Source organism: Bradyrhizobium nitroreducens, assembly GCF_002776695.1.
Lineage (GTDB): Bacteria > Pseudomonadota > Alphaproteobacteria > Rhizobiales > Xanthobacteraceae > Bradyrhizobium > Bradyrhizobium nitroreducens.
On sequence record NZ_LFJC01000003.1, the window covers coordinates 5,179,535 to 5,193,935 of the forward strand.

A 14,401-nucleotide genomic window follows, 5' to 3' on the forward strand; every position below is an offset into this window, starting at 1 on the left:
TCAGGTCGAGACCGGGTCCGCAATCACCTGGAAATATCCGAGCTGCATCTTGCGCGGTGACAATTCGAGCGGCGAGTTCTATTCGATCGCGATCTCGAACGGCTTCCAGCAGGTCGATAGCGGCACCAAGATGATTCACCTCGGCAAGAACACGTCGAGCCGCATCATCTCCAAGGGCATCGCCGCCGGCAAGTCGCAGAACACCTATCGTGGACTGGTGACGGCGCACCGGAAAGCGACCGGCGCGCGCAACTTCACCGCCTGCGACTCGCTGCTGATCGGCGACAAATGTGGCGCGCACACCGTGCCGTATATCGAGGCCAAGAACTCCTCGGCGACGTTCGAGCACGAAGCGACGACCTCGAAGATCTCCGAGGACGTGCTGTTCTACTGCATCCAGCGCGGCCTCAGCCAGGAAGAAGCGGTCGGCCTCGTCGTCAACGGCTTCGTCAAGGACGTGCTGCAGCAGCTGCCGATGGAATTCGCGGTGGAAGCGCAGAAGCTGATCTCGATCTCGCTGGAAGGGAGCGTCGGATGACCATCTTCGAACCCAACAAGCAGGGAGATTTGTGATGACGGCGCTCCTCGAAATCCGCGGGCTCAAGGCCGAGATCGACGGTCGCCAGATTCTCAACGGGCTCGACCTCATTGTGAACAAGGGCGAGATCCACGCCATCATGGGCCCGAACGGCGCCGGCAAGTCGACCTTGTCCTATGTGCTATCGGGCAAGCCGGGCTACGAAATCACCGGCGGAGAGGTGTCCTTCAACGGCGAGGATCTGCTCGCCATGGACCCCGACGAGCGGGCTGCCAAGGGACTGTTCCTGGCCTTCCAATACCCGCTCGAAATCCCGGGCGTCGCCACCTTGACGTTCCTGCGCACGGCGCTGAATGCCCAGCGCAAGAAGCGCGGCGAGGAGGAGCTGTCTTCTCCCGACGTGCTGAAGCGGGTGCGCGAGCTGGCAAAGCAGCTCAGCATCGATCCCGAGATGCTGAAACGCCCGCTCAATGTCGGCTTTTCCGGCGGCGAGAAGAAGCGCAACGAGACGCTTCAGATGGCGCTGCTGGAGCCGAAGCTCTGTGTGCTCGACGAGACTGATTCCGGTCTCGACATCGACGCATTGCGCATCGTGGCCGACGGCGTCAATCGCCTGCGCGCCGCCGATCGCGGCATGATCGTCATCACGCATTATCAGCGGCTGCTCGACTACATCGTGCCCGACGTCGTGCATGTGCTGTCGGCGGGCCGCATCGTCAAGACCGGCGGCAAGGAGCTGGCGCTGGAGCTCGAGGCGACGGGTTACGCGCAGTATCAGAGCGAGGCAGCGTGATCCCATGAATGCGGAGATCCGTCCCGTCAAGACCGCCGCCGAGATCGGCCTGGCCGATCTGTTCGCGGCCTCATGCGCGAGTCTGCCCGGTGGGCGCAACATAGAGACGGTCCGGCGCGGTGCTTTCGAACGCTTCGTGGCGCAAGGCCTGCCGCATTCCCGCGTCGAGGCCTGGAGATATACCGACCTTCGGCGCCTGGTGCGCGATGCCAAGCCGCTGGCGTCGCGGCCCGACGCAACGGCCAAGGAGGCTGCGGGCATTGCCACTGCTGCCTTTGCGAATCTCGGCTTTCGCCGGCTCCTGATCGTGAACGGCGCCTTCGTGCCCGAATTGTCGGATCTCGCCGATCTCGAACCCGGCGTCAGCATCCGTGCCACCGTCAACGGACTCGATGCAGATGATGCGGACGGCGTGCTGGACGGCGGAGACGACGTAGCCACCGCCCTCAATACAGCGTTCGCCGCCGATGGCGTGATCATCGCGATCGATCCCGGTGTAGTCGTGACGCGGCCGATCCATCTGGCGTTCGTGACCACGGCCGCCACACCTGCCGCGATGTTCACGCGGTCTTCGCTGAAGATTGGGGCCGGCGCCGGCGTCACGTTGATCGAGACGCATGAGGGGCCGGATCGGTCCGACTATCAGGTCAATACCGCGCTTCGGACGATCGTCGGAGATGGTGCCCGGCTCGACCACGTCAAGGTCACCTCGGAAGGCGGCGCTGCGCTGCATATCGCAACGTTGCAGGCCGAGATCGGGGCGGAAGCGGTTTACAGCGAATTCGGCCTTGTCACCGGCGGCGCCGTCGTGCGCAACCAGCTCTTTCTCAAGCTTGCAGGCGAGGGGACCATCGCCAATGTTCACCAGGCGAGCCTTCTGGCCGGCCGTCAGCACGCGGACATCACGCTCACCGTCGATCATGTTGCAGCCGGCTCGCAGAGCCGGGAAGTGTTCAAGGCCGTGGTCGACGACGAGGCGCGCGCGGTTTTCCAGGGCAAGATCACGGTGCGGCAGGGTGCACAGCAGACGGACGCCAGGATGATGGCGCGGGCGCTGCTCCTGTCCGACGAGGCCGTCGCCAACTGCAAGCCGGAGCTGGAAATCTTCGCCGACGATGTGCAGTGCGGGCACGGAACCACCACGGGCGCGCTGGACGACCAGTTGAAATTCTATTTGATGGCCCGGGGTATTCCGGAAAAAGAGGCCGAAGCGCTGCTGATCCAGGCCTTTGTCGGCGAGGTGATCGATGCCATCGCGCGCGACGATCTGCGCGAGGCGCTATCGGGCAGGATGCTCGACTGGCTCAAGGGGCGGGAATGATCCCATGCATCCGGCAGTGAGCAACGGAAGCTATGACGTCGATCGTGTCCGTCAGGACTTTCCGATCCTGTCGATGCAGGTCCACGGCAAACCTCTGGTCTATCTCGACAACGCCGCCTCGGCCCAGAAGCCGAGAGCGGTGCTGGACCGGCTGACCGAGGCCTACACCAGCGAATACGCCAATGTGCATCGAGGCCTGCATTACCTCGCCAATGCGGCCACGGAGGCTTATGAGGGCGCGCGCGACAAGGTCGCCAGGTTCCTCAATGCGGAGCGGCGCGAGGAGATCATCTTCACCCGCGGTGCGACGGAGGCGATCAATCTCGTGGCGCAGACCTTTGGCCGGGAGCGGATCGGCGAGGGTGACGAGATCGTGCTCTCGATCATGGAGCACCACGCCAACATCGTGCCCTGGCACTTCCTGCGCGAGCGCCAGGGCGCCGTGATCAGATGGGCGCCGGTTGACGACCACGGCAATTTCCTGATCGACGAGTTCGAGAAGCTGCTCAACGCACGGACCAGGCTGGTCGCGATCACCCAAATGTCGAACGTGCTGGGCAGCGTCGTTCCGGTCAAGGAGGTCGTGCGCCTGGCGCATGCGCGCGGGATTCCCGTGCTGGTCGATGGCTCCCAGGCCGCCGTCCACATGGACGTCGACGTTCGCGATATCGACTGCGACTTCTACGCCATCACGGGACACAAGCTCTACGGACCGACCGGAATCGGCGCGCTCTACGGCAAGTTTGAGCATCTCGCAACCATGCCGCCATTCAATGGCGGCGGTGAGATGATCCGCGAGGTCTCATGCGACGCCGTCAGCTATGGCGAGCCGCCGCACCGCTTCGAAGCCGGAACGCCGCCGATCGTGCAGGCCATCGGCCTCGGCGCCGCCATCGACTATGTCCAATCCATCGGCAAGGCGCGGATCCGCAAGCACGAGAACAGCCTGCTGGCCTATGCCCAGGAGCGGCTGCGCGGGATCAATTCGTTGCGGATCATCGGGACGGCCGCCGACAAGGGGCCGGTCGTGTCGTTCGAGATGAACAACGCCCATGCTCACGACTTCGCGACCGTCATCGACCGCTCCGGCGTTGCGGTGCGGGCTGGCACCCATTGTGCGATGCCGCTGCTCGATCGCTTCGGCGTGACCGCGACCTGCCGTGCGTCGTTCGCACTCTACAACACCATGGACGAGGTCGACGCGCTCGCCGAGGCCCTGACCAGGGCGCAGGAGCTGTTCTCATGAGTGACCAGATCGCCGCCAGGCGACGGCCCGCCGAGTCGCGGCCCGTCGCCCGCGTTGTCTGCGATGCCCATCAGCGCCAGATGGCGCGAAACATGGAACGGCGCTTCACCGGCGAGTTTTCACCCGGCGAGCCGGTCCGCGCCGCGGCCCTGATCAGGAACGACGGCATGTATCCGCACAAGGATATCGGCGAGCCGCTGGTGCATCCCGGCGACGCCGGCATCGTCCGCGAGAGCTGGCGCTTTCTCGGCGAGGTTTACTACACGGTCGAGTTCGTGGCCCAAGCGGTGTTCGTCATCATGCGCGGCCGCGAGATGGTCCGGATCGGAACGGCGTTCGACGTCGGCTGACGATCCCCCCCGGGGCGTCAGACGGCCTCCGCCAACGCGGCTGCCGCATCCGCCCGCATCCGGACCACCATCGACCGGAAGCCGTTCGAGCGTTGCGGCGTCAGGTGCTCGCCGAGGCCGAGCCGCTCGAACAAGGCGAGGGGATTTTCTCCGGTGATCTCCGCCGCGGATCGGCCCGACAGGAGCGCAATCAGAATCGCGACCAGGCCGCGGACAATATGGGCGTCGCTGTCTCCGGCAAAGGTGAGGAGCGGCCGTCCGTTCCGATGCTCGACGGTGGTTGCCAGCCAGACCTGGCTGACGCAGCCCTGCACCTTGTTCGCGTCCGTGCGCTGCGCCTCGGGAAAGGCGGGCAGCTTGCGTCCGAGCTCGATGACATAGCGATAGCGGTCGTCCCATTCCTCGAGGAGTGAGAAGTTCTCGGTGATGTCCTCGATCGGTGTCGGTCGGGAAGCGGTTTCAAGCGGCATGTTCGCCTCGATGCGTTGGTGAGATGCATCAAGCAAGCTCCATACCGCGGCCCGATCGACGTCTCCGTGCAGGAAAATGCATGTTCGATGCCGTCCGGCAGCGGCGCATTGTTTCGTTCCGGACAGCCATCCGCGTACGCGCATGTCGACATGATGCGATGTCGGGTTTGCAACAATAGAAAGCTTCCAAGCTATCTGTCTCCAATCGCTTCGTTTTTCGACGTGGGGACACGCTGGCACACTCGTTGCAAAAGTCCTTGTGCAAGGCGACCTCGCGGAGAGATCGCGAGAGCGGCGCGCCGGTTGAGGCGTCCGATCGTTCACACAGGGATAACCGAGGGATATTCGTATGAGCCTAGCAACCACCGAGAGCGTTGCCGAGATCAAGGCCCGCAACAAGCAACTGATCGACGAGGTCTTGAAGGTCTATCCGGAGAAGACCGCAAAGCGCCGCGCCAAGCACCTCAACGTGCACGAAGCCGGCAAGTCCGATTGCGGCGTCAAGTCGAACCTGAAGTCCATTCCCGGCGTGATGACCATTCGCGGCTGCGCCTACGCCGGCTCCAAGGGCGTGGTGTGGGGTCCGATCAAGGACATGATCCACATCAGCCACGGCCCGGTCGGCTGCGGCCAGTATTCCTGGGCGGCCCGGCGCAACTACTACATCGGCACGACCGGCATCGACACCTTCGTCACCATGCAGTTCACCTCCGACTTCCAGGAGAAGGACATCGTGTTCGGCGGCGACAAGAAGCTCGCCAAGATCATCGACGAGATCCAGGAGCTGTTTCCGCTCAACCACGGCATCACCATTCAGTCGGAGTGCCCGATCGGCCTGATCGGCGACGACATCGAGGCGGTGTCGAAGGTGAAGTCCAAGGAGTACGACGGCAAGACCATCGTTCCGGTCCGCTGCGAAGGCTTCCGCGGCGTCTCGCAGTCGCTGGGCCATCACATCGCCAACGACGCGGTGCGGGACTGGATCTTCGACAAGGTCTCGCCGGAAGCCAAGCCCACGTTCGAAGCCACGCCCTATGACGTCGCGATCATCGGCGACTACAACATCGGCGGCGACGCCTGGTCATCGCGCATCCTGCTCGAGGAGATGGGCCTGCGCGTGATCGCGCAATGGTCGGGCGACGGCAGCCTCGCCGAGCTCGAAGCGACGCCCAAGGCGAAGCTCAACGTCCTGCACTGCTACCGCTCCATGAACTACATCTCCCGCCACATGGAGGAGAAGTTCGGTATCCCCTGGTGCGAGTACAATTTCTTCGGTCCCTCCAAGATCGCGGAATCGCTGCGCAAGATCGCCAGCTTCTTCGACGACAAGATCAAGGAAGGCGCCGAGCGCGTCATCGCCAAGTACCAACCGCTGATGGATGCGGTGATCGCGAAATATCGCCCGCGCCTCGAAGGCAAGACCGTGATGCTGTTCGTCGGCGGCTTGCGTCCCCGCCACGTGATCGGCGCCTATGAGGACCTCGGCATGGAGGTGGTCGGCACCGGCTACGAGTTCGGCCACAACGACGACTACCAGCGCACCGCCCAGCACTACGTCAAGGACGGCACGCTGATCTATGACGACGTCACCGGCTACGAGTTCGAGCGCTTCGTCGAGAAGATCCAGCCCGACCTCGTCGGCTCGGGCATCAAGGAGAAGTACGTCTTCCAGAAGATGGGCGTGCCGTTCCGGCAGATGCACTCCTGGGACTATTCCGGTCCCTATCACGGCTATGACGGGTTCGCGATCTTCGCCCGCGACATGGACATGGCGATCAACTCCCCGATCTGGAAGAAGACCAAGGCACCCTGGAAGGATGCCCCGCGGCCGAGCCTGATGGCGGCGGAATAACAGCAAGCTCTGGCTCCTCCGGCTTGCGGAGGAGCCCGGACAGGCGATCGAACACGAATCCAACAAAGGTGCCACGATGACACAGAATGCCGAACACGTGCTCGATCACTTCGAGCTGTTCCGAGGTCCGGAATACCAGCAGATGCTGGCCAACAAGAAAGCCCTGTTCGAGAATCCGCACGATCCGGTGGAAGTCGAGCGGATCAGGGAATGGGCCAAGACGCCCGAATATCGTGAGAAGAACTTTGCCCGGGAAGCGCTGACCGTCAACCCCGCCAAGGCCTGCCAGCCGCTCGGCGCGGTGTTCGTCGCCGTCGGTTTCGAAGGCACGCTGCCCTTCGTGCACGGCTCGCAGGGCTGCGTCGCCTACTACCGCAGCCATCTGTCGCGGCATTTCAAGGAGCCGAGCTCCTGCGTCTCCTCGTCGATGACGGAAGACGCGGCCGTGTTCGGCGGTCTGAACAACATGATCGACGGGCTCGCCAACACCTACAATATGTACAAGCCGAAGATGATCGCGGTCTCCACCACCTGCATGGCGGAAGTGATCGGCGACGACCTCAACGCCTTCATCAAGACGTCCAAGGAGAAGGGCTCGGTCCCGGCCGAATTCGACGTTCCATTCGCCCACACGCCCGCCTTCGTCGGCAGCCACGTCACCGGCTATGACAATGCGCTGAAGGGCATTCTGGAGCACTTCTGGGACGGCAAAGCCGGCACTGCACCGAAACTGGAGCGGAAGGAGAACGGCAAGGTCAACTTCATCGGCGGCTTCGACGGCTACACCGTCGGCAACATCCGCGAGATCAAGCGCATCTTCGAGCTGATGGGGATCGAGTACACCATCCTCGCCGACAACAGCGACGTATTCGACACCCCGACCGACGGCGAGTTCCGCATGTATGACGGCGGCACCACGCTGGAGGACGCCGCGAACGCGATCCACGCCAAGGCGACCATCTCAATGCAGCAATACTGCACCGAGAAGACGCTGCCGTTCATCGCGGGGCATGGTCACGAGGTTGCGGCCTTCAACCATCCCGTCGGCGTCAGCGCCACCGACGACTTTCTGATGACGCTGTCGCGTATCACCGGCAAGCCGATCGCGAAGGCCCTGGAGCAGGAGCGCGGCCGTCTCGTCGATGCCATGGCCGACTCCAGCGCGCATATCCACGGCAAGAAGTTCGCGATCTACGGCGATCCGGACCTCTGCTACGGACTTGCGGCGTTCCTGCTCGAGCTCGGGGCCGAGCCGACCCACGTGCTCTCCACCAACGGCAACAAGGCCTGGGCGGAGAAGATGGATGCACTGTTCGCGAGCTCGCCGTTCGGCAAGAACTGCCATGCCTATCCCGGCAAGGATCTCTGGCACATGCGCTCGCTGCTGTTCACCGAGCCAGTCGATTTCCTGATCGGCAACACCTACGGCAAGTATCTGGAGCGCGACACCGGCACGCCGCTGATCCGCATCGGTTTCCCGGTGTTCGATCGCCACCATCACCATCGCTATCCGGTGTGGGGCTATCAGGGCGGTATGAACGTTCTGGTCAAGATTCTCGACAAGATATTCGACGAGATCGACAAGAACACCAACGTTCCCGCCAAGACCGACTACAGCTTCGACATCATCCGTTGATGCGAGGGAGACCTGCCGCCGCCTCATTTGCGGGCGGCGGCAGACGACCAGTCTAGCCAGAGCGATCGAGACTGCGGGGCGACGTGCTCGCGCAGCGGGTCCAAGAACGGGAGAGACGAATGAGCTCGCTGTCGGCCACCATCCAGGACGTCTTCAACGAGCCGGGTTGCGGCAAGAACGCCAACAAGACGGAGGCCGAGCGTAAGAAGGGCTGCACCAAACAGCTCCAGCCGGGCGGCGCGGCCGGCGGCTGTGCTTTCGACGGCGCCAAGATCGCGCTCCAGCCGTTCACCGATGTTGCGCATCTGGTCCACGGCCCGATCGCCTGCGAGGGCAATTCCTGGGACAATCGCGGCAGCGCCTCGTCGGGCTCCGATCTCTGGCGGCGCAGCTTCACCACCGACATGAACGAGACCGACATCGTGTTCGGCGGTGAGAAGCGGCTCTACAAGGCGATCAAGGAGGTCATCGAGAAGTACGATCCGCCGGCGATCTTCGTCTACCAGACCTGCGTGCCCGCCATGATTGGCGATGACATCAACGCGGTCTGCAAGGCGGCGGCGACCAAGTTCGGCAAGCCGGTCATCCCGGTCAATTCCCCGGGTTTCGTCGGCCCGAAGAACCTCGGCAACAAGCTCGCCGGCGAAGCGCTGCTCGAGCACGTGATCGGCACCGAAGAGCCCGACTACACTACGCCCTACGACATCAACATCATCGGCGAATACAACCTGTCCGGCGAGTTCTGGCAGATCAAGCCGCTGCTCGACGAGCTCGGCATCCGCATCCTCTCCTGCATCTCCGGCGACGGCAAATATCGCGAGCTCGCCTATTCGCATCGCGCGAAAGCCGCGATGATGGTGTGCTCCAAGGCGATGATCAACGTCGCCCGCAAGATGGAGGAGCGCTACGGCATCCCCTATTTCGAGGGATCGTTCTACGGCATCCAGGATTCCAGCGATTCCCTGCGCGAGATCGCGCGATTGCTGATCGAGCGCGGTGCGAAGGCCGAGTTGATGGATCGCACCGAGGCGGTTATTGCGCGGGAGGAAGCCAAGGCCTGGGCGGCGATCGAGCGCTTCAAGCCGCGCTTCAAGGACAAGAAGGTGCTGCTGATCACCGGTGGGGTGAAATCGTGGTCCGTGGTCGCCGCGCTGCAGGAGGCGGGGCTCGAGATCGTCGGCACGTCCGTGAAGAAGTCCACCAAGGAGGACAAGGAGCGGATCAAGGAGCTGATGGGCCAGGACGCCCATATGATCGAGGACATGACGCCGCGCGAAATGTACAAGATGCTGAAAGACGCGCGCGCCGATATCATGCTGTCGGGCGGCAAGTCGCAGTTCGTCGCGCTGAAGGCCGCGATGCCCTGGCTCGACATCAACCAGGAGCGCTGCCACGGCTATATGGGTTACATCGGCATGGTCAAGCTGATGGAGGAGATCGAGAAGGCACTCTACAACCCGATGTGGGCGCAGCTCCGCAAGCCGGCGCCGTGGGACGATGGCGGCGAGACCTGGCAGGCCAAGGCCATGGCGCAGATGGACGCGCAGGCCGCCGAAATCGCCGCCGATCCGTCTCTGGCCGAAACCACGCGGCGGGCCAAGAAGATCTGCTTCTGCAAGACCGTCGACCTCGGCAGCATCGAGGACGCCATCACCGCGCATGGCCTCACCACCGTCGATGGGGTGAAGGAACACACCAACGCCTCCGGCGGCTGCGGAGCCTGCAAGGGCCGGCTCGAGGACATCCTGGCGGCCCGGCTGGCGCCGCTGCTTCAGGCGGCGGAGTAGGTCGGATGGCGATCGTCACCACCTCGAAGAAGGCCTGCTCGGTCAATCCGCTCAAGATGAGCCAGCCGATCGGCGGCTCGTTCGCGTTCATGGGGCTACGCGGCGCGATGCCGCTGCTGCACGGTTCGCAGGGCTGCACCTCGTTCGGCCTGACGCTGTTCGTGCGGCACTTCAAGGAAGCGGTGCCGATGCAGACCACCGCGATGAGCGAGGTCGCGACCGTGCTCGGCGGCTATGAGAATGTCGAGCAGGCGATCCTCAACATCCACAATCGCACCAAGCCGGAGATCATCGGCATCAATTCGACCGGTGTCACCGAGACCAAGGGCGATGACGTCGAGGGCTTCATCCGCTTGATCCGGCAGAGACATCCGCAACTTGAAAAGCTCCCGCTGGTCTACGTCTCGACGCCCGATTTCAAGGATGCGTTCCAGGACGGCTGGGAGAAGACGGTCGCGCGCATGGTCGAGGTGCTCGTGGACCCGGTCGACGCCGGAGCCGTGCGCGATCCCGCGCGCATCAACATCCTGCCGGGCTGCCATCTCACGCCCGGCGACCTCGACGAACTGCGCACGATCCTGGAGGACTTCGGGCTCAAGCCGTCCTTCCTGCCGGACCTTGCCGGCTCGCTCGACGGCCACATCCCCGACGAGTTCACGCCGACCACGATCGGCGGCATCGGGGTCGACGAGATCGCCACCATGGGGCAGTCCGCCTGGACGATCGCGGTGGGCGCGCAGATGAAGCGTGCGGCGGAAGCGATGCAGGCCAGGACCGGTGTGCCGTTCCGGCTGTTCGAGCGGCTCTGCGGGCTGATCCCGAATGACGAGTTCATGGCCTTCCTTAGCGAGATCAGCGGGCGGCCGGTCCCGGCGAAGTATCGCCGGCAGCGCGGCCAGCTCGCCGATGCGATGCTGGATGCGCATTTTCACATCGGCGGCCGCAAGCTGGCGATCGGCGCCGAGCCGGACCTGCTGTTCGATTTCTCCAGTATGCTGCATGAGATGGGCGCCGAGGTCGAGGCCGTGGTCACCACCACGGCCTCGCCCGTGCTGGAACGCGTCAAGACGCAAGAGGTCCTGATCGGCGATCTCGAAGACCTCGAGGAGCGCGCCAAGGCGCGTGATTGCGATCTCCTCATCACCCATTCCCACGGCCGCCAGGCGGCCTCGCGCCTGAAGATCCCGTTCTATCGGGCGGGCTTCCCGATGTTCGACCGGCTCGGCGCCGGGCATCAGATGTCAGTCGGCTACCGCGGCACGCGCGATCTGATCTTCGATCTCGCCAATCTCGTCATCGCCGACCGCGAGGCCAACCATCAGCCGACTCCTGACACCTGGCGGACCACCGACAGCGGCCTTCAGGTCGTCCCGCCACAGCTGCACTGAAAGAAGAGGGATCAGATCGATGAAAGTTGCCTTCGCCACCCAGGACCTGAAGCGCGTCGATGCGCATTTCGGCTGGGCCAAGAACATCGCCATCTACGACGTCAATCCGGACGGCCATCGCTTCGTCGAGGCGATCCAGTTCGACGGTGACCTCAAGGAGGACGGCAACGAGGACAAGCTCGCGCCGAAGATCGAGGCGATCAAGGATTGCACCATCCTCTACGTCGCGGCGATCGGTGGCTCCGGCGCCGCGCGGGTCGTCGCCAACAACATCCATCCGATGAAGGTGGCGCAGCCCGAGGCGATCGACGACCTCTGCGTCAAGCTCGAGGACGTGCTGAAGGGCTCGCCACCGCCGTGGCTGCGCAAGGTGCTGGCCAAGGGACAGGAACGCAGCTTTGATTTCGAAGATTGAAGGAAACCGGCATGACTGACGCGGCTGAACTGATCCAATCGGACAACGCGACCGAGGCGCCGTTCGTCAAGGAGCTCATCAAGGTCTGGCGGGCCCAGGACACCCATGGCGCCTGGGAGAGCAAGAAAGATCTCGACCTGCTGGAGCCCTACATCCTCGACAAGGAGAAACGCCGCGCGCTGCCGATCGTCGGCGATCCCGATCCGGACACGATCTGGCGGATGGAGCTGTTCTTCAACGCGGTCGCGCTGCTGATCGAGAAGGAGACCGGCGTGATGATCTCGCCGATGTTGAAGATGCATCATGAAGGCTTCGGCCGCATGGTCCTGATCGGCGGGCGCCTCATCGTCGTCAACAAGCAGCTCCGCGACGTGCACCGCTTCGGGTTCGACCATCTGGGCAAGCTCGCAGCCGAAGGCGACAAATATGTCGCGGGCGGGGTCGAGATGATCCGCAAGTTTCCCGATGTTGCAAACTACTGAGGTTCGAGCATGAGCGATCTTGAAACGTTGAAGGCCGAGATCAAGAAGCTATCGGCCAAGGCCACGCAGGCCAAGATGGACCTCCACGATCTCTCGGAGGAGCTTCCGATCAACTGGACCTCGATCCTGAGCGTGGCCCAGAAGGCCCACGACGCCTTCGCCGAGCTCGAGCGCAAGCGTGAGGATCTCAAGTTGCTGGAAAAGGCATAACCGGATCTCGACCATGTCCTACGCAACCCGCGACGGCCGCGACTGGAAGCCGGACTATCTGGTGTCGATCGATGCCCAGAAGTGCATCGGCTGTGGCCGCTGCTACAAGGTCTGCGGCCGCGAGGTCATGACGCTCAAGGGCCTCAACGAGGACGGCGAGATGATCGATCTCGATGACGACGATGACGAGGTCGAGAAGAAGGTCATGGTGATGAACGACGACGGCGCCTGCATCGGCTGTGGCGCCTGCGCGCGGGTCTGCCCGACCAACTGCCAGACCCACGCCCCCGCGATCGCCTGATTGCCGTGGCGGACCCGCGATGAGCAAGACGAGGTTCGCCAGATACAATATCGGCCAGGTGATCCGTCACCGGCTCTATGCGATGCGCGGCGTCATCTTCGACGTCGACACGTCCTTTGCCGGCACGGATGGCGAACCGCCGGCCGACGGGACGTCGGCGGGTCTGGTCTACCGGCTGTTCGCCGATGACGACGAGATCCCCTATGTCGCCAGCATTGCCGAGCACGACCTGGAACCTGACGATTCCGGCGAGCCCGTCCGCCATCCCGGGATTGGTACCATGTTCGAAGTCGGCGAGGCCGGCAACTATCGCTGGCGCCGGCACGCGTTGAATTGACGCGCCGGGGACGCAGCGATCCGCCTTACTCGATCCCCTGTTCCCGCGCCTTCATCATCGCAGCGATGCGGAAGCGTTCGTGGATGGCGACGGGATTGGCGAGCATGTCGGCTTCCGCTTGTTTGAACGCGGTGAGCACGATCTCGGCTTCCGCCGGCGTCAGGGGCACGCGGCCCGCCATGTGGGTCGCTTCCGGTGCGGCGGTGCGGATCGCGCGGCGATAGGGATGATCCTTCACCTCGATCAGCTCGTTGGCTTCGAGCCTGCCGCCCAGCGTAATGGCGAGCCCGACGACCTCGAGCCTGCGACCGTCCTGCGTGGTCTTGACCAGTATAGCCATCGTCAATCGGCCTCCTGCGCCGCGTACCACATGTAACCGTCATTGTCCCAGAGTTGAGCCAGCGCCTGGTCGGGCTTCAAGGCAGGATGTCGCTGCCGCACGGCGCGATAGTCGGCCTCGAAGCGTGAAGCGTGCTCGCCCTCGAGGCGGGCGGTGAAAAAGTCGGACTTTGACCGCAGCACGAAGGTCGATCGATCGGCGCCAATCCGTAACTCGAACCTGTCGCCGTCGGACAGGAGGCGCTCATCGGCCAAGACGGGCATCACGGCACCATCGGCATGGCGAAGCCGGGTCGGGGATGCGCATCGTAATAGTCCGGCCGCTCCGGCCAGCCGCCTTCGGCGATGAACTTGAATGCGGTGATCTTCACCGGCGCGCCCTGCGAGCAGGAGACCTCCGCGAACTTGATCTCGCGCGGCCCGGGGCCTGCGGAAAAGTCTGCGACCACGGTGCCGTCGGCCTTGCAGGCGCGGGCAAAGCCCGGCGTGCCGACGCTGCTCGCCGGCACGGGATTGGCCGCGAGACCTACGCTGCCGTCGCCGCTGAAGGCCGGGCTCGCGAACTTGAACGCGGCGAGCACGCTGCTACGATCGACCGGGCGATCGGCAGTGATCGGGCGCGCGACCGAGTAGACGGTCAGCGTGCCGCCATCGAGCAGCGCCTTGATCTCGTCTTCCGAGCAGGCGGCAAATTCCGATGCAACGTTCATGTCATTCTCCATGCCAACGGGCCTGAATGAACAACATCAATTTCCGTGCCACGCGGAGCTGTACGCCGGATCGTCGAATGCGGCTGAAATACCCTGCGACCTGCCCTCAAAGGCCGCGTGAACAATACACCCGCGCCACGGGGAAAGCCTCCGAGTGTCGGATTCCGGACATGTCAGCGGGCTGGCTGTCTGTCGTGCGTCTAGCGCGATTCTTGCAAAGCCTCGG

At 63.7% G+C, this 14,401-nt stretch carries 18 protein-coding genes; 14 read left to right on the forward strand and 4 right to left on the reverse strand.

Annotated features, from left to right (window positions below):
- From TSA1_RS25050 to TSA1_RS25070, 5 genes are all read left to right on the forward strand, one after another.
- Positions 1-538 (forward strand): SufD family Fe-S cluster assembly protein (locus TSA1_RS25050; RefSeq protein WP_174719336.1); only part of this gene is annotated, 538 nt, incomplete at its 5' end.
- A gap of 34 nt (positions 539-572) precedes the next feature.
- On the forward strand, positions 573-1,331 hold the full coding sequence (gene sufC, locus TSA1_RS25055) for a Fe-S cluster assembly ATPase SufC (protein ID WP_100178661.1): 759 nt from the start codon (positions 573-575) through the stop codon (positions 1,329-1,331).
- A 4-nt stretch (positions 1,332-1,335) separates the two neighbouring features.
- Positions 1,336-2,652, forward strand: a complete 1,317-nt coding sequence (sufD, locus tag TSA1_RS25060; RefSeq protein WP_100178662.1) for a Fe-S cluster assembly protein SufD — start codon at positions 1,336-1,338, stop codon at positions 2,650-2,652.
- A 4-nt stretch (positions 2,653-2,656) separates the two neighbouring features.
- A complete protein-coding gene (locus tag TSA1_RS25065) occupies positions 2,657-3,898 on the forward strand; it encodes a cysteine desulfurase (RefSeq protein ID WP_100178663.1) in 1,242 nt (413 codons plus the stop codon).
- On the forward strand, positions 3,895-4,248 hold the full coding sequence (locus TSA1_RS25070; protein ID WP_245448408.1) for a nitrogen fixation protein NifZ: 354 nt from the start codon (positions 3,895-3,897) through the stop codon (positions 4,246-4,248). The genes TSA1_RS25065 and TSA1_RS25070 overlap by 4 nt, the downstream gene beginning before the upstream one ends.
- 17 nt (positions 4,249-4,265) lie before the next feature.
- Here the strand turns inward: TSA1_RS25070 and TSA1_RS25075 are convergent, their stop codons facing one another.
- Complete coding sequence (locus TSA1_RS25075) at positions 4,266-4,718, reverse strand: SufE family protein (protein WP_100178664.1); 453 nt, start codon at positions 4,716-4,718, stop codon at positions 4,266-4,268.
- A gap of 349 nt (positions 4,719-5,067) precedes the next feature.
- Here TSA1_RS25075 and nifD point away from each other — a divergent pair, with 349 nt between their 5' ends.
- The 9 genes from nifD (at position 5,068) to hspQ (ending at position 13,126) form a co-directional block, all read left to right on the forward strand.
- Positions 5,068-6,570: a nitrogenase molybdenum-iron protein alpha chain gene (nifD, locus tag TSA1_RS25080; RefSeq protein ID WP_100178665.1), complete on the forward strand. Its 1,503-nt coding sequence runs from the start codon at positions 5,068-5,070 to the stop codon at positions 6,568-6,570.
- Between the two features lie 76 nt (positions 6,571-6,646).
- Positions 6,647-8,206 carry a nitrogenase molybdenum-iron protein subunit beta gene (gene nifK, locus TSA1_RS25085; protein ID WP_100178666.1) on the forward strand — a complete coding sequence of 520 codons (1,560 nt, stop codon included), beginning with the start codon at positions 6,647-6,649 and terminating at the stop codon, positions 8,204-8,206.
- A 119-nt stretch (positions 8,207-8,325) separates the two neighbouring features.
- On the forward strand, positions 8,326-9,993 hold the full coding sequence (gene nifE / locus TSA1_RS25090) for a nitrogenase iron-molybdenum cofactor biosynthesis protein NifE (RefSeq protein WP_100178667.1): 1,668 nt from the start codon (positions 8,326-8,328) through the stop codon (positions 9,991-9,993).
- A gap of 5 nt (positions 9,994-9,998) precedes the next feature.
- Positions 9,999-11,381, forward strand: a complete 1,383-nt coding sequence (nifN, locus tag TSA1_RS25095) for a nitrogenase iron-molybdenum cofactor biosynthesis protein NifN (protein ID WP_100178668.1) — start codon at positions 9,999-10,001, stop codon at positions 11,379-11,381.
- A 19-nt stretch (positions 11,382-11,400) separates the two neighbouring features.
- Positions 11,401-11,796: a nitrogen fixation protein NifX gene (gene nifX, locus TSA1_RS25100; protein WP_100178669.1), complete on the forward strand. Its 396-nt coding sequence runs from the start codon at positions 11,401-11,403 to the stop codon at positions 11,794-11,796.
- An 11-nt stretch (positions 11,797-11,807) separates the two neighbouring features.
- Positions 11,808-12,278 (forward strand): NifX-associated nitrogen fixation protein, encoded by a 471-nt coding sequence (locus TSA1_RS25105; protein WP_100181322.1) that lies wholly within the window; start codon positions 11,808-11,810, stop codon positions 12,276-12,278.
- Between the two features lie 9 nt (positions 12,279-12,287).
- Positions 12,288-12,488 carry a CCE_0567 family metalloprotein gene (locus tag TSA1_RS25110; protein WP_100178670.1) on the forward strand — a complete coding sequence of 67 codons (201 nt, stop codon included), beginning with the start codon at positions 12,288-12,290 and terminating at the stop codon, positions 12,486-12,488.
- A gap of 13 nt (positions 12,489-12,501) precedes the next feature.
- The gene (gene fdxB, locus TSA1_RS25115; RefSeq protein ID WP_100178671.1) at positions 12,502-12,789 is read left to right on the forward strand and encodes a ferredoxin III, nif-specific; all 288 of its coding nucleotides are present in this window, start codon (positions 12,502-12,504) and stop codon (positions 12,787-12,789) included.
- Between the two features lie 19 nt (positions 12,790-12,808).
- Positions 12,809-13,126 (forward strand): heat shock protein HspQ, encoded by a 318-nt coding sequence (gene hspQ, locus TSA1_RS25120; RefSeq protein ID WP_100178672.1) that lies wholly within the window; start codon positions 12,809-12,811, stop codon positions 13,124-13,126.
- 25 nt (positions 13,127-13,151) lie between these two features.
- On the opposite strand, the gene TSA1_RS25125 is transcribed toward hspQ, so the two are convergent.
- The 3 genes from TSA1_RS25125 to TSA1_RS25135 are packed head-to-tail and all read right to left on the reverse strand — an operon-like array spanning position 13,152 to position 14,175.
- On the reverse strand, positions 13,152-13,466 hold the full coding sequence (locus tag TSA1_RS25125) for a hypothetical protein (RefSeq protein WP_100178673.1): 315 nt from the start codon (positions 13,464-13,466) through the stop codon (positions 13,152-13,154).
- A gap of 2 nt (positions 13,467-13,468) precedes the next feature.
- Positions 13,469-13,732, reverse strand: a complete 264-nt coding sequence (locus tag TSA1_RS25130; RefSeq protein WP_430649775.1) for a hypothetical protein — start codon at positions 13,730-13,732, stop codon at positions 13,469-13,471.
- Positions 13,729-14,175, reverse strand: a complete 447-nt coding sequence (locus TSA1_RS25135; protein ID WP_100181324.1) for a hypothetical protein — start codon at positions 14,173-14,175, stop codon at positions 13,729-13,731. The genes TSA1_RS25130 and TSA1_RS25135 overlap by 4 nt, the downstream gene beginning before the upstream one ends.
- Positions 14,176-14,401: the final 226 nt, after the last annotated feature.

Excerpts from the sequence above, each read along its gene's own strand:
- hspQ (WP_100178672.1), top strand. The coding sequence starts at position 12,809 with ATGAGCAAGACGAGGTTCGCCAGATACAATATCGGCCAGGTGATCCGT.
- TSA1_RS25135 (WP_100181324.1), bottom strand. The coding sequence starts at position 14,175 with ATGAACGTTGCATCGGAATTTGCCGCCTGCTCGGAAGACGAGATCAAG.
- nifN (WP_100178668.1), top strand. The coding sequence starts at position 9,999 with ATGGCGATCGTCACCACCTCGAAGAAGGCCTGCTCGGTCAATCCGCTC.
- TSA1_RS25075 (WP_100178664.1), bottom strand. The coding sequence starts at position 4,718 with ATGCCGCTTGAAACCGCTTCCCGACCGACACCGATCGAGGACATCACC.
- TSA1_RS25105 (WP_100181322.1), top strand. The coding sequence starts at position 11,808 with ATGACTGACGCGGCTGAACTGATCCAATCGGACAACGCGACCGAGGCG.
- TSA1_RS25125 (WP_100178673.1), bottom strand. The coding sequence starts at position 13,466 with ATGGCTATACTGGTCAAGACCACGCAGGACGGTCGCAGGCTCGAGGTC.
- nifD (WP_100178665.1), top strand. The coding sequence starts at position 5,068 with ATGAGCCTAGCAACCACCGAGAGCGTTGCCGAGATCAAGGCCCGCAAC.
- TSA1_RS25065 (WP_100178663.1), top strand. The coding sequence starts at position 2,657 with ATGCATCCGGCAGTGAGCAACGGAAGCTATGACGTCGATCGTGTCCGT.
- nifK (WP_100178666.1), top strand. The coding sequence starts at position 6,647 with ATGACACAGAATGCCGAACACGTGCTCGATCACTTCGAGCTGTTCCGA.
- sufD (WP_100178662.1), top strand. The coding sequence starts at position 1,336 with ATGAATGCGGAGATCCGTCCCGTCAAGACCGCCGCCGAGATCGGCCTG.
- sufC (WP_100178661.1), top strand. The coding sequence starts at position 573 with ATGACGGCGCTCCTCGAAATCCGCGGGCTCAAGGCCGAGATCGACGGT.
- TSA1_RS25070 (WP_245448408.1), top strand. The coding sequence starts at position 3,895 with ATGAGTGACCAGATCGCCGCCAGGCGACGGCCCGCCGAGTCGCGGCCC.
- nifE (WP_100178667.1), top strand. The coding sequence starts at position 8,326 with ATGAGCTCGCTGTCGGCCACCATCCAGGACGTCTTCAACGAGCCGGGT.
- TSA1_RS25110 (WP_100178670.1), top strand. The coding sequence starts at position 12,288 with ATGAGCGATCTTGAAACGTTGAAGGCCGAGATCAAGAAGCTATCGGCC.
- fdxB (WP_100178671.1), top strand. The coding sequence starts at position 12,502 with ATGTCCTACGCAACCCGCGACGGCCGCGACTGGAAGCCGGACTATCTG.
- nifX (WP_100178669.1), top strand. The coding sequence starts at position 11,401 with ATGAAAGTTGCCTTCGCCACCCAGGACCTGAAGCGCGTCGATGCGCAT.